General features: G+C 55.6%; 14 protein-coding genes and 1 tRNA gene. 5 read left to right on the top strand and 10 right to left on the bottom strand.

The window, feature by feature from the left end:
- The first annotated feature begins 29 nt into the window (after positions 1 to 29).
- The 4 genes from OLX77_RS03050 to OLX77_RS03035 are packed head-to-tail and all read left to right on the top strand — an operon-like array spanning position 30 to position 3,158.
- Positions 30 to 974, top strand: coding sequence for a glycosyltransferase family 2 protein (locus OLX77_RS03050; RefSeq protein ID WP_307632112.1), 945 nt, complete (start codon positions 30 to 32; stop codon positions 972 to 974).
- On the top strand, positions 971 to 1,663 hold the full coding sequence (locus OLX77_RS03045) for a WbqC family protein (protein WP_307632111.1): 693 nt from the start codon (positions 971 to 973) through the stop codon (positions 1,661 to 1,663). Before OLX77_RS03050 ends, OLX77_RS03045 begins: the two co-directional genes overlap by 4 nt.
- Complete coding sequence (gene rffA, locus OLX77_RS03040; protein WP_307632110.1) at positions 1,660 to 2,796, top strand: dTDP-4-amino-4,6-dideoxygalactose transaminase; 1,137 nt, start codon at positions 1,660 to 1,662, stop codon at positions 2,794 to 2,796. The genes OLX77_RS03045 and rffA overlap by 4 nt, the downstream gene beginning before the upstream one ends.
- Positions 2,796 to 3,158 carry a DMT family transporter gene (locus OLX77_RS03035; RefSeq protein WP_307632109.1) on the top strand — a complete coding sequence of 121 codons (363 nt, stop codon included), beginning with the start codon at positions 2,796 to 2,798 and terminating at the stop codon, positions 3,156 to 3,158. Before rffA ends, OLX77_RS03035 begins: the two co-directional genes overlap by 1 nt.
- A 55-nt stretch (positions 3,159 to 3,213) precedes the next feature.
- Here OLX77_RS03035 and OLX77_RS03030 read toward each other — a convergent pair whose 3' ends face one another.
- The 5 genes from OLX77_RS03030 to OLX77_RS03010 all read right to left on the bottom strand — a co-directional run bounded on the left by OLX77_RS03030 (position 3,214) and on the right by OLX77_RS03010 (position 7,778).
- Positions 3,214 to 4,407, bottom strand: a complete 1,194-nt coding sequence (locus tag OLX77_RS03030; protein ID WP_307632108.1) for a L,D-transpeptidase family protein — start codon at positions 4,405 to 4,407, stop codon at positions 3,214 to 3,216.
- A complete protein-coding gene (locus OLX77_RS03025) occupies positions 4,401 to 4,955 on the bottom strand; it encodes a YcbK family protein (protein WP_307632107.1) in 555 nt (184 codons plus the stop codon). The genes OLX77_RS03030 and OLX77_RS03025 overlap by 7 nt, the downstream gene beginning before the upstream one ends.
- A gap of 220 nt (positions 4,956 to 5,175) precedes the next feature.
- Entirely contained in the window at positions 5,176 to 5,397 is a 222-nt protein-coding gene (locus tag OLX77_RS03020; RefSeq protein ID WP_307632106.1) for a two-CW domain-containing protein, read from the bottom strand.
- Between the two features lie 233 nt (positions 5,398 to 5,630).
- Positions 5,631 to 6,311: a PAS domain S-box protein gene (locus tag OLX77_RS03015; RefSeq protein ID WP_307632105.1), complete on the bottom strand. Its 681-nt coding sequence runs from the start codon at positions 6,309 to 6,311 to the stop codon at positions 5,631 to 5,633.
- Between the two features lie 297 nt (positions 6,312 to 6,608).
- Positions 6,609 to 7,778: a tetratricopeptide repeat protein gene (locus tag OLX77_RS03010; protein ID WP_307632104.1), complete on the bottom strand. Its 1,170-nt coding sequence runs from the start codon at positions 7,776 to 7,778 to the stop codon at positions 6,609 to 6,611.
- A 470-nt stretch (positions 7,779 to 8,248) separates the two neighbouring features.
- Here OLX77_RS03010 and OLX77_RS03005 point away from each other — a divergent pair, with 470 nt between their 5' ends.
- Positions 8,249 to 8,425 carry a hypothetical protein gene (locus OLX77_RS03005; protein ID WP_307632103.1) on the top strand — a complete coding sequence of 59 codons (177 nt, stop codon included), beginning with the start codon at positions 8,249 to 8,251 and terminating at the stop codon, positions 8,423 to 8,425.
- A 345-nt stretch (positions 8,426 to 8,770) separates the two neighbouring features.
- On the opposite strand, the gene OLX77_RS03000 is transcribed toward OLX77_RS03005, so the two are convergent.
- The 5 genes from OLX77_RS03000 to OLX77_RS02980 form a co-directional block, all read right to left on the bottom strand.
- Positions 8,771 to 10,150 carry an MFS transporter gene (locus tag OLX77_RS03000; protein ID WP_307632102.1) on the bottom strand — a complete coding sequence of 460 codons (1,380 nt, stop codon included), beginning with the start codon at positions 10,148 to 10,150 and terminating at the stop codon, positions 8,771 to 8,773.
- Positions 10,151 to 10,544: 394 nt separating this feature from the next.
- Positions 10,545 to 11,246, bottom strand: coding sequence for a DUF2293 domain-containing protein (locus OLX77_RS02995; protein ID WP_307632101.1), 702 nt, complete (start codon positions 11,244 to 11,246; stop codon positions 10,545 to 10,547).
- A 186-nt stretch (positions 11,247 to 11,432) separates the two neighbouring features.
- Positions 11,433 to 11,509 (bottom strand) — tRNA-Arg (locus OLX77_RS02990).
- Between the two features lie 86 nt (positions 11,510 to 11,595).
- On the bottom strand, positions 11,596 to 12,405 hold the full coding sequence (locus OLX77_RS02985) for a 4Fe-4S binding protein (protein WP_307632100.1): 810 nt from the start codon (positions 12,403 to 12,405) through the stop codon (positions 11,596 to 11,598).
- Between the two features lie 62 nt (positions 12,406 to 12,467).
- The gene (locus tag OLX77_RS02980; protein WP_307632099.1) at positions 12,468 to 13,364 is read right to left on the bottom strand and encodes a selenium metabolism-associated LysR family transcriptional regulator; all 897 of its coding nucleotides are present in this window, start codon (positions 13,362 to 13,364) and stop codon (positions 12,468 to 12,470) included.
- Positions 13,365 to 13,372: the final 8 nt, after the last annotated feature.

The following is a 13,372-nucleotide window of genomic DNA, read 5'->3' as shown; positions in this document are numbered from 1 at the left end:
GCAGAAAAAATCAGCAAAGGGAGAATCCCGTGTCCAGTCCTGTAAAGATCAGCGTGGTGTCTCCGGTGTACGGATGCAGGGAGTGTCTGGGAGCGCTCTGCGCAAGGGTTGCTGCTACCCTTGCTCCCATCACCGATGATTTTGAAATCATCTTGGTCAATGACGCCTGCCCCCAAGGGTCTTGGGAGCAGATCCAGACGTTGGCTCGGCAGGATTCGCGGATCAAGGGGATCAACCTCTCCCGCAATTTCGGCCAGCATTACGCCATTACCGCCGGACTCGATCATGTCCAGGGCGACTGGGTGGTGGTGATGGATTGCGACCTGCAGGACAAGCCCGAGGAGATCGCTAAGCTCTATGCCAAGGCCATGGAAGGGTACGACATCGTTTTCGGCCAACGGGTGGAGCGGCAGGATAATTTTTTCAAGAAGCTCGCCTCCCGGATGTTTTACCGGGTGCTGGAGTATTTTACCGACACGGAACACGACAATACCATCGCCAATTTCGGTATCTTTTCCCGCCAGGTGATCGCCACCGTCAACCGCTACCGGGAGCAGAACCGCTCCTTCCCGCTCTTTGTGAAGATTGCCGGTTTCAGGCGAACGCAGATTCCGGTGGAGCACGATGATCGCTTGTACGGCAAATCGTCCTACAATTTTACAAAGTTGATCAATCTCGCCATCGACTCCATCGTGGCCCACTCCAATAAGCCGTTGCGGCTCTTCATTCAGTTGGGCTTCTTTATTTCCCTGGGCAGCATGCTCTATGCTCTCTGGCTTTTCCTGAGATTTTTTCTCTACGGCGACGTCACCGAGGGCTGGACCAGCCTGATGGTTTCGATGTTTTTCATGTTCGGCTTGTTGTTCGGTATCCTGGGGATTTTGGGACTCTATATCGGCAAGATCTTTGACGAGGCCAAGGGGCGGCCGCTTTACATTATCCAGGAAGCCGTCAATATCGAGCCAAACCCATGAAGAAGGTCGCCATTCTCCAGTCCAATTATATCCCCTGGAAGGGGTATTTCGACCTGATCCGCAGCGTTGACGAGTTCGTGCTTTACGATGACATGCAGTACACCAAGAACGACTGGCGCAACCGCAACAAGATCAAGACCCGGGAGGGCGTGGCCTGGCTTACCATCCCCGTCCGGCAGGAAACCCTGGCCCAGACGATCCGGGAGACCAAGATCAGTAACCCCCTCTGGCACAAGCAGCACTGGAAGACGCTTGCCCAGAATTACGCCAAGGCTGCGCATTTCAAGGAGTACAAGGATGTCTTTGCGGAACTGTACCTGGGCGGTACCGAGGTGTATCTCAGCGAGATAAATCGAAAATTTATCACCGCCATCAACGCGCTCCTTGGGATCACCACCACCATCCGCTGTTCCAGCGAATTCACCCTGGCTCCGGGCAAGAGCGAGCGGCTGCTGGCCTTATGCCAGAGCCTGGGCGCGACCAGCTACCTGAGCGGGCCTGCGGCTTCTGATTATCTGGATGTCGCGATTTTTACGGAGGCGGGAATAGCGGTGGAATGGATGGACTACAGCGGCTATCCCGAATACCCCCAGCTCTTTCCCCCCTTTGAGCATGGGGTGAGCATTGTGGATCTGCTGTTTAACCAGGGCAAGAACGCCATCAATTTCATGAAGCGAGTAGAGCGATGATCCCCTTCAACAAGCCCCCGCACACCGGCAACGAAGAGCAGTACGTCCTTGAGGCGATGAAGAGTCCGCAGCTCTCCGGCGACGGCCCGTTCACCAAGCGGTGCCAGCGCTGGTTCGAAGAGCAGCTCGGCTGCCGGAAGACCCTGCTCACCCCGTCCTGCACCCATGCCCTGGAGATGGCCGCGATCCTCATCGGCATCGAGCCTGGCGATGAGGTGATCATGCCGAGTTACACCTTTGTCAGCACCGCCAACGCCTTTGCCCTGCGCGGGGCGCGCATCGTTTTTGTCGATATCCGTCCCGACACCATGAACATCGACGAAACCCGGATTGAGGCGGCGATCACCCCGCAGACCAAGGCCATCGTCCCGGTGCATTATGCCGGGGTGGGCTGCGAGATGGACGTGATCATGACCCTGGCCGAGAAGTACGGCTTGTTTGTCATCGAGGATGCGGCCCAGGGGATGATGAGCCGCTACAAGGGCAGGCCCCTTGGCACCATCGGCCATCTCGGCACCTACAGCTTCCATGAAACCAAGAACTACACCAGCGGCGGCGAGGGCGGCTTGCTGATCATCAACGACGGCCGTTTTGCCGAGCGGGCCGAGATCATTCGGGAAAAAGGGACCAATCGTAGCCAGTTTTTTCGCGGCATGGTGGACAAGTACAGCTGGGTGGATATCGGCAGCAGCTACCTGCCTTGCGAGCTTCAGGCCGCCTATCTCTGGGGACAGCTGGAGATGGCGGAGAAGATCAACAGCGACCGGCTCACCAGTTGGCTGGCCTACCGGGACAAATTGAGCCCCTTTGCCGAGGCCGGGGTCATCGAACTGCCGGTGGTCGCGGAAACCTGCCAGCACAATGCCCATATGTTCTATATCAAGGTCAAGGACCTAGAAGAGCGCACCGCGCTGCTGGAGCTTTATCGAAAAGCGGTCATCTGGGCGGTGTTCCACTATGTGCCCTTGCACAGCGCGGTGGCCGGCCTGAAATACGGGCGTTTTTCCGGCAGGGATATTTACACCACCAGTCAAAGCGAGCGACTCATTCGGCTGCCCCTCTATTATGGCATTACCGGGGCAGAGATCGATACGGTCTGTGGGAAAATCAAGGAATGGAGCGAGAAAAACTGATGGCACATCTCTATATCTTTGGGACGATACTTTTTACCGTGTACGGCCAGCTGGTGATCAAGTGGCGGATCCCCTTCCACGGGGCTCTGCCCGCTGAGATGCTCCCCAAGCTGATTTTTCTCCTCAAGCTGTTCTTCGATCCCTTCATCATGAGCGGCTTTGTCGCGGCTTTTTTGGCCTCGCTCTGCTGGATGGCCGCCATGACCGCCTTCGACCTCAGCTATGCCTATCCGTTCATGGGACTCAACTTTGTCCTGGTCTTTCTCGCCTCCGCCATCCTGCTCAGCGAACAGGTCACCCTGTACAAGGTTGTCGGCTTGTTCCTCATCGTGCTGGGGATCGTCATCTCAAGCAGGGGCTGAGCATCGCAAGCGGGCCCAGCCTCTCTTCTTTGTGTACCCTTTGTGGAAAACCCTGTTAAAGAACCGGATTCCGATGGTAGATGTCGGGCCGGAACTGAACCGTGCCTTCAGGATCGACCCAGGCGGTCATGTAGACGATATGGACGGGGATGGGTGCGGGGATGGTGATGTACTGCGTTTTTTCCCGGGCGATGGCCGCGGTGAGGGAATCCATGGAGCCAAGCTGGGTGCCTTTGAGGAGGTACACCGCCAGCTCCAGCGGCCTGTGCAGGCGGATGCAGCCGGAGCTGAAGGTGCGGGCGTCTTTCTGGAAGAGCTCGCGGGCCGGGGTATCGTGCAGGTAGACATCGTAGGGGTTGGGAAAGAGGAACTTTACCTGGCCGAGCGCGTTGTCCGGGCCCGGGGCCTGGCTCAGCCTGTAAGGAAAGTGCGCTACAGAAAGGTTTGTCCAGTCGATGGTGGCCGGGTCAATGGCTGTGGTTCCCTTCCAGTCGCGGAAAACCCGTAGGTGTAATTTTGCAAGAGAGGCCGGGTTTTTTTTGATTTTCGGCAGCAGATCCTTGGTGGCGATGGAGTGCGGCACCTCCCAACTCGGATTGAGCACCAGAGTGGCGATGCGCCCGGAAAACACCGGGGTTTGCCGGTAGGTTTTCCCGACAATCACGGGCATGGAGAGGACGGGCTTGCCATCCTCGAACAGCTTGAGGGTGAAGTCGGCGATGTTTACCAGGATATGGCGGGGTTCGAGCAGTTGCGGCAGCGGCTGACAGCGCTCCAGGCTTGCGGCGAGTTGCAGGATCCGTTCGCTGATGGGGACATTGAGTTCGGCCAGGGTTTTCGGGCCGACAACCCCGTCGGCGGTGAGGCCGTGCCGGGTCTGGAATCTCTGCACCGCCACCGTGAGGAGGGGGTCGAAGAGATCTTCCTGAGTTGTGGTCGCAGTCAGGTCTCCGCTGGTGAGCAACCGTTTTTTCAGCACAGGGATGCGTTCGTTTTTCTCCCCTTCGTGCAGGCTGGGACCACCAGGAACCTGGACCCAGCCGCCCTGCTCGGCAAGATGGCGATACTGGGCCAGGGACTTCTCCAGCGCCGGGAGCAGGCAGAGCTCTCCCAATGGCGGGGAAGCTTCCGTTGCCGCCAGTGCGGGAGCGGCAAACAGGGCAATAACCACCAGCGCCAAGCAGAAAAAGCGGCAGAGGCTCAGGGCAAGGGCGCTGGGGGCAGATGCTTTTTTGGGTTGGCTTACCAAGTGCGGAAGGATCCTGAATCGATATGGACGAAATCCTCGCTTGGGTAATAGCCGACCCCGCCAAGGCGGAACGAGAGTGCGGTACGCTGGAGCGTGGACAGGGCGGTGCCCGGGATGCGGATGTCGATGGCGCGTCCTTCCAAGTGCAGGCTGTGCTTTGCCACCTTGTGCCCCTTGCTGATGAGGTAGTCGTTGTATTTCGGCGAACGGAAGCCGGAGATCACATGGATCTCGTTGGTGCTGCCCAGCTGGGTGTTTACCTGATCGAGAAAATCCAGGGTCTGGAGATCGATGGGGTGCTGCTCGTTTGTATGGTGGCAGCGCAACAGCCGGTTCAGTTCGTTGATCGCTTGCGGATTATAGGTGCCATCCGGGTCGCGATAGGTGGTGTTGAGTTTTTCACCGGTATGGATGTTGTAGAGATTCAGTCTGCCCGAGGGCTGCTTTTTTGGCAAAAAACTGGCCTGTGTTGTCCCGGGGTGGAGGAAGGCAAGGGTCGTCAGGAGCGAGGCCTTAAGGAACGAGCGTCGGCTGAAGGGAAGGCGCATGAAAAAAATCTCCTGGTTTTTAAAGGGCTGGAGAGGCAGTGTGTGCGGTTGTCTGAGGAGCTGATCCTCTGCTAAAGTGGCACAATGGACGCTATGATAACCCTATTTGCCTGAATTTGCCCGTTTTTTTCAATATTCGCGTTGAGGGAGGAAGTTTTTTGCAAAAAAATTGGGTATGGAAGAGCCCATAACCCCATGAAAAAACAAAGATGCTTTAGTGTTAAAACGGTTCATGCTCAAGGGCGCCCTCAAACTCCTCGGCGTAATGTTCGCTGTGGAAGAAGGCACAGCGCAGGCACCGTTCGCTCTTCTGGGCAAAGGTGAACAGGGGTTGGCCTGAGCCGATGGTGCCGGCCAGCAAGGCGCAGTTCTTCCCTGAAACAGGAAAGGCCGGGCAGTTTTTTTTCTTTTCTCCGCAGTTGTGAAAATCCCAGCAATGCATGGTTGTCCTTCCAAGAAACACGGTCGCTCTGTGGGCAAATCCGGCCTCGGTTTATTTTGGCATTATTGTGAGGATAACGTTCTGTTTTTGTCTGTCCTCTCCCCGGGACTGTGGGACTTTATTGTTAAAGTGATTCAGGGAAGAATACCCTCCAATATTATTACAAAACCGTCCGGAATGGAAGAGAGAGGTTGAGCGGCAGAATGTCGGATCTTCTCGGCGAGGGGGTATTTTCACTCGCTGATACTAAAATCAGGATAGCATTTTTTAATGCAGTCCGGGCAGATCCCATGGGTGAACTCCGCGAGGGAGCGAGCCCGGATATAGGATTCAATTTGATGCCAGTCGCCGTTTTCATCGCGGATCATCTTGCAGGAGGCACAGATGGGCAGGATCCCTTCCAGGGCTTTTACCTTGGAAAGTGCGTCCGTGAGCTCGGCGATAAGGGATTCTTTTTTATTTTCAAGGAGTTTGCGTGCAGTAATATCGCGGAAAATGCCGAGAAGTTCCACCGGTTTTCCGTCTTCGAGTTTAGGGCTGCAGCGCCCTTCCACGACATATTTTCGCCCATCTTTTGCGTTAAATATTGTTTCCGTTGGCTCACACTGGTGGCCTTTCATGAGACAGCTAAAAATCGATTCACATTTTGCCTGGCAGCTGGCGTCCACAATGTCAAAAATTTTCATGCTTTTTATTTCTGTCTCTGAATATCCAAGGGTCTCGCGCCAGAGTTTATTTGCGTAGAGAATGTTGCCTTCCGTATTCACCGAATGGATAAGATCATTGGCCTGCTCAAAAATATCCCTGTAGCGTTGCTCGCTTTTGCGTAGGGCCTCGGCCTTTTTTTTGTAGAAGAGGACCTCATCCGTGGCGGAGGGCTGCTTTTTGATTTCTTCGGAGGCGTTTTTTTTCATAAAAGGCTCTTTGGCTGTCCGGCGATTCTCCGGCACCTGTCGCCAAATTTTTTTTATAGTATCGGCGGAGGCTGCCGGGCGAAATAATATCGAAGAAATCTTAAGTTAGGCGCACCATAACCAAGGCCCGGGAGTCGAGTCAATACGGAAAAAATACGGGGGGCGTTGGGGCAGCAGTTCCCGGAAGGGTGTATTTTTGCGGATAATGCTTTGCGGGAACGGTGTGGCTGTACGGAATAATTCCGGGTGTGGCGGAGAAAATTGAGGTCTGGACGTGTATTGGCGGCTGATTGGTGTTTAGTACGCTTCGCGCTTATCCAGTGTGATAATGAGGGAGAGCGCGTTTTCGGATTCCGGATTTTGCCGAAGTACATGGTAGAGATAGTTGCGGGCGTTCTTATACTCTTTCAGGTCGACGAGCAGTACCGCATAGTTGTAGTTGAGGGATTCGTCATCAGGGGCGATCTTCAAGGCCCGGGTGTAGTATTTTTGGGCCCGTTCGTACTCCTTGCGCCGTCTGCAGACAATGCCCATCTGGTTTAAAAGGACAATGTCCTCCATGTCCCCGCCCATGCTTCGCTGCATGATCTTCTCCGCCTCTGCGTCCATGCCGAGGTCCAGGCAGGCTTCAATATACCTGTGGGGCAGGTTTGCCGTCTTTCTGGCAAGTTTCAGCGCCGTGGCCAGGGAGGCTTTTGCTTCTCCGGTGTTGCCCACGGCCTTGAGTTGCCCGGAAAGATCCATATGCCGATCCGGGGCGTTGGGAGAGATCTCGATCGCTTGTCTGAGGACCTCCAGGGCATTGACGTGATCGCCCTTGTGGCGGTAGATCCGGGCCAGCCCGTCCAGGGACCTGACATAGAGGTCGTTGCTGGAGTCTTTGCAGAGCTTGTAGTTCGTCTCGGCCTCGTCCATCTTGCCGGCTTTTTCCATTGCCTGAGCAAGATGAAAATAGGTGGCGGACTGTCCCGGTTGCAGGTCTCGGGCTTCTTCCAGGGATTGGATGGCGTTCTCGAGCTCTCCCTGGCGCAGGCTTTTTTTGCCATTGAACAGGGCGCGGTGGTACGGATCGGGATCGTATGCCTTTTTAATAGCCGAGTAGATTTTTTGCCGGAGGAGTGATTCGGTGACGGGTTTGACCAGATAGGCGTCGATGTGCTCTTCGGTCACGGACATGATCCGGTTCATGTCATCGACGCAGGTGACCATGATGAAGGGCAGGTGCCAGTATTCTTCCGAATTCCTGATGCGCTGGAGCAGTTGCAGCCCATCCTCTTCCGGCATGAGCATGTCCGAGAGAACGATTTGCACCTTGGGTAGGGAGGATTGGATTGTTTCCCAAGCCTCCCTACCGTTTCTGGCGGTGAGGACGCTTTTGTAGCCAAGATTGTGCAACATGTTGACGAGCATGGTGAGGGTGGAAAGGTTGTCTTCCACCACCAGGAAGGTGTGTTTTTTGTGGCTCAAACCACGTCCTCCAGGCAGGATGCGCTCTTAGTCGTTTTCATCAAGTATCCTGCGGTTCATTTTATCTTTAGGAATTAGTATCATATCCTTCTCGATATCCTATTAAAAGTCAAGAAATTCAACGCCTAGTCGCATTGCAGGCAGTAACCGTGGAGTAACGGACATCCGAATTGTATTCGGTTCGCCAAAAGCAAGCGGTGGTGTTGGGAAAGTTGCATTTGGCAACATAAATTTTCATAGTGTAGCACTCCGTTTATCGCTGATATTACAAGGTTTTGTTGTTTTTTGTCGGAGTCGTGTTGCAAAAATGAAATATCTGCCCAATGGGAATAAAACAGCAATAACCTGTCGAGATTACAAGGCAAAATGTGATTTTGGTTGAGTGGCACGCTTGTTGCTCAATGAAAGAGACAGTGGATGAACAATTCCCGTGTTTCAGGCAAGAGATCAAAAACCTAAGGAGAAGCGTCATGAAGACCATTCTGACCTATGTTGACCGGCTGATGGCGGCAGTTACTTTTGCCGAGGCAAATGAACCCGAGTTGGCGAGAGAATTTGCCGGCGATAACAAGTTCCCTCGGACCAGCCTGACTCAAGCCCCGAAGATGCAGGACGGGAAGCTCTTGAAGAACCGGACGGCCCATTGAATTGAAAAGCATTAGGCCCGAAACCCCTAAGGGTGGGTGAGATCTGTGCCTTTGGGTCAGGTGCAACCCCTTTTGAAACGGGGTTGCCCGCTACAGAAATGAATAAACGACCATGGGAGCCCGCTAAGACCAGTATGGTAAGCGAACACCAGAAGAGGGCATCAATCGTGTTCGTCCAATAGTGCAGGCGGGCAAGTGCAGATGTCGTAAGGCAAAAAAAATGATGGAACACACCACGACAAAACCGAACGAGGCGAACAAAAACAGGTCATCCGCCAAGGTGCCACTGGACGAAAAGAACGAAAATATAATCTCCCGAGCGTGTTGCGGATCTGTAATATGCTTTCAGTATACGTCTTTCCCTCTTGTTTCAAGGCGGCCTTCTTGGCCTCCGTCATCTCCCGGCAATGGCGGTTGTTCTGTCGCCGTCGCCATCCCGGTGGCAACCTCCTGGATAATTCCCATGCGGAGATAAATCGGCCGTATTTTCTCCCGGATCTGCGGGAGGTGGCGGGTGAAAACCGCCGCCCCGACAAGGCAACCGATGCTGCCGAGCAGCAGGGTGTTTCGGGGTCCGAGAATCTCAGCCATTGATCCGGCGCCAAGACTTCCAAACGGCGCTACCCCAATGAACGCCATGGTAAAAAAGCTCATTACCCGGCCGCGTTTGTCTTCCTCCAGAATCGTTTGCAGAACCGTGTTGCAGGAAGCGACCAGGGTCATGGCGCCAAATCCCGCCACCGCCAGTGCCGCCAGCGAGAGAGTGAAGTTGCTGGACAGGGCAAAGGTGGCGATGCCGACCGCAAAAAAAATCGTAGCCAGCACAATCAGGCGGTCAAGTCCGAGAACGCTGTGCCGGGAGGCGAGATGCAGCGTGCCGAGCAGGGCCCCGCTGCCGGCGGCGGTCATGAGAAAGCCGAAGGTGTGGGCGTTGCCATGCAGGATATCCTTGGCAAAGACAGGGACCAGCACGGAATAAGGCATTCCCATGAGGCTGATCAGGGCCAGGAGGAGGAGAATGCTTCTGATCGGCGCAAAGGTATAGGCGTACCGGAAACCATCGGACAGTTCATGGAGGATATGGCGCCTGGGGTGCGGACGAGGAGGTGCGGCAGGGAGACGCATGGAGGCGAGGGCCACAATGACGGCCAGGTAGCTGATGGCGTTGAGGACAAAACAGATCCCTTCTCCCACCGAGGCAACGAGGATGCCGGCGATGGCCGGGCCGATAAGGCGGGCGCCATTGACCAGGGAGGAGTTGAGGGCAATGGCGTTGCTCAGATCCTCCCGGTGTTCGACCATCTCGACGACAAAGGATTGGCGGATCGGGATGTCGAAGGCATTGACAACCCCCAGGATCAGGCTCAGCAAGATGATCTGCCAGACCTGCACGGTTCCGCTCAGCACGATAAGGGCAAGGGAGGCCGCCTGCAACAGGGCAAGGGATTGGGTCACGAGCAAAAGATGGTGTCGTTTCCAGCGGTCCGCGAGTACGCCGGCGACAGGAGAGATGAAGATGGTCGGAATCTGGCTGGCGAAACCAACAACCCCCAAAAGCATGGCGGATCCGGTCAAACGATACACCAGCCAGCTCATGGCAACCAGCTGCATCCAGGTGCCGACCAGGGAGATGCCTTGGCCGGCGATAAAGAGGCGGTAGTTTCTGGAACGGAGGGCGCGGAGAAGATGGCGGATGGTGGTGCTTTTCGTTGCGTTTTTTTCCACGGCACCCTTCACAATGGTTCTTATGGTTGCCTGCCTCAAACCCTCTTTTGGGGGATCAAAAGAAAGTAGAGTATCTGCTCCTTAGGCGAGAATCAAGCAGCATTCCGTAAAGATGATGCAAGCAAATGGGTTTGTAGCGGCAGCTGGCTCGAAATTGTTTTCTCGCCGGTTTCTGCCACTCCCAATTGTCTTGCTTTTGGGCGGGAAAGGCTCGATCACGCCACATCCTCTTCTGGTAAGGTACACAAATCACAGGGCTCGGAATCAATGCTCCTGTCTATCAATCTCCATTCCCCCAAGAGAATCAATTGGGTGTTCTTCTTCTTGCACTTGTCGCAGGCCCAGATGGTCTTTTCCCATTTTGTTGCGGGGGAAACTATGTATTGAGACTTTTTCATGAAGGAATGTTCTCTGTGGTTGGTTTGATTTTTTCCAGCGCTTTTTGTAATGGGCAGGCAGGAGAGGGCTCGAGGTCTTCTCGATACGCCTTGAGCAACTCTGCTGATCGACCGGCCAGCATTCTTCTGATTTCCTGTCTTTTTCCTTTTATTATAGGGATCCGCATGGCTTCATAATCGGTGGTTTGATGCCGCATCCATGCGAGCACCGCTTTTGCCGCCCGCTCTGCGACGGGAATCGTGGTTGTCCGCGCCACCGTTCCGCTGCCAACAGGGACCGCATGCGCGGTAATAGCCAGCGCCATCTCTTTTTCCGAATCGTGATGTCTTGGGGTGAACGCGAGAAAGGAGCGGATTTCAAGGAAAAACTCCTTTTCGTATTCGGCCTGTTTCTTGTCCCTGCGTTGGCGGGCACCGGCTAATTTGTTTTTGTGTGCCGCCGTTGAACGGACCTCCTCAACCACTTTCTTGGCCAGAGCTATCGTTTCTGCCGGTGCCCAGATACCTTTGGTGATGATGCGCCGGCCTATTTGTGTCCGTACTCGCCAGAAAATTCCCTGGGCGGTTACCTTCTTGGTGATTCCGGCATCGCCTGCAGGAAGGAAGCCCCACCCCTCGGGGGGAATTATTTTTTTGCCCTCTTCATCTGTAAGGGTGCCGTGTAAGCCAGGTCGAACGGTTTTATTGCCAAGTTCCATAGGGGTTGTCCGTTCGTGATGCTCTGCATGTTGTCCTGTGGCCGTGGTGGTTCTGGTAAATGAAGAACCAAAGAGAAGTCCCCTGTGTCTGTGTCGCTTGACAGGGTTAAAATTTTAGGCTGCAGGATGAAGCGGGGGAGCAAAAAAAAAGGATTTAGAGGAAAACCTCTAAATCCTTGAATTTACTGGTGCGCCCGGCACGATTCGAACGTGCGACCTGCGGATTCGTAGTCCGACACTCTATCCAGCTGAGCTACGGGCGCATGAATGAGTTCGGATTTATAACGCAGATTGTCCTGTTCGGCAACAAGTTTATAGGGGAGATGGTGCTGAAATTTTCCGGAGATATTCATCGGGGGGGTAAGATGGTATAGGGGGCGAGAAAGGTGACGCCGGTGCGGTTGAGCAGCTCGCCGAATCGTTCCCCCTTTTTGTTTTCCGCCTTGAAATGGGCGAGGCAGGCGTCGACGATGGCCAGGGTGGTTTCCGCAGAAAAGATCCCGGACAGTTCTTGGCCAAGTTGCGGGTGGCGGCCCAGTTTGCCGCCCAAGAGGATGCGGTAGCCGGTACACCCCTGGGCGATGGTGGCGGTGGGGCAGGCCCTGGCGCATTGGCCGCAGGCCAGGCAGCGTTGCCAATTGAACTGCGGCGCGGCTTCCGGCCCGGCAAGGGTGATCGCCTCTTCCCGGCAGGCATTAAGGCAGGAGCCGCATCCGGAGCAGGCGGTCTCAGTCAATTTGGGGAGGGCGGCGCTGATCAGGCCGATATCGACAATCTGCGGGCGGGAGCAACTGTTGGGGCAGTCTGCCATGGTGAGTCGGAACTTGTGGTGCAGCTTGAGCGGGCCGGAGACCCGGCTCTGCATGAATTCTTTCAAGTTGTGTGTGCCGAGCAGGGTTTCGAGTCGTCCCGCCAGATTCTCCCCGGTGTCGATGCGATTGGGGCAGCCGTTTTGGCCGAAACACGCCTCCAGGCAGAATCCTTTCACTTCCTCTTCCTGATGGTGCAGGTAGCGTTGCTGGCAGGCGGCAACATGGGCCATGGTTACCCTGGCACCACCACTCTGCTGCGCCTCGGCCTCCACTCTTTTTTTCACGCGCTGGCGAACGAAAAAAGGGATCTTGCCCACCGCCTGTTCCGCATCTTTGTCCCACTGCATGGTTCACCTCAGAGTAAGATTGTCTGGCCAGGATAGCGCGGAAGGCGGCGGGATGCCTTGATTTAAGTCAACACGGGCGGTTGCTGCAAAAAATCGAGAAAGGTACTGCAGATCGGCGAAGGGTGTCGGTTTTTGCGGGTGACCAGATAAAACGGGCGCGAGAGGCGGATCTTGCGCAAGGGCACCGCCACCAGGGAGCCGCGCTCGATATCCTCGGCCACGGCCCGGCGGGAGAGGATGGCGATGCCGACCTCCGACTTAATGGACTGGCGGACCGCCTCGGTGCTGCCCATTTCGGCAACAATTTGCAAGCGGGCGAGATCCAGGTATTTTTCGAGCAATTGGGTAACGACCCGGCGGGTGCCGGAGTCCCGTTCCCGGATGATCATCGGTTCGTCGAGAAGCCGGCTGGGCTCCACTGTCTTTAGCCTGGCAAAAGGGTGGCTCGGATAGACGGTGAGGACCAGTTCGTCTTCCAGGATCTCCTGCCATTCGAGGGCCGGGTCGCTCCAGCGGGCGCCGACCACGCCGAATTCCGTGTCGCCATTCTGAACTCCGTCCGCCACCGTGCGGGAGTTGCTGATCGAGAGGGTGATCTGGATGGCGGGGTGGAGTTTTTTGAAGGCGCCGATCTGTTGGGGCAGAATATAGGCTCCGGGGATGGTGCTGGCGCCGAGGGCGAGATGTCCGGCCAGGGCACCGCGGTAATCGGCCATGGCCTGGATGGTTTCCTGGCGAAGGCGGAGGATCTTGCGGGCGTATTTGTAGAGAAGCTGGCCTGCCGGGGTGGGCAGCGCTTCACGGCCCAACCGGTCCACCAGCCGTTCTTCGAGCATTTCTTCCAGGCTGCGGATATGTTCGCTCACCGTGGGCTGGGAAAGAAAAATGGCCTCGGCGGCCTTGGTGAAGCTCTTCAGTTCGACAACCTTGCAAAATACTTCCAGGCGGTGCAGGTCCATGGCAACTG

Source organism: Thiovibrio frasassiensis, assembly GCF_029607905.1.
GTDB classification, from domain to species: domain Bacteria; phylum Desulfobacterota; class Desulfobulbia; order Desulfobulbales; family Desulfurivibrionaceae; genus Thiovibrio; species Thiovibrio frasassiensis.
The sequence above is the reverse complement of the archived record's forward strand: the minus strand, read 5'-3'. Positions and strand labels throughout refer to the sequence as shown.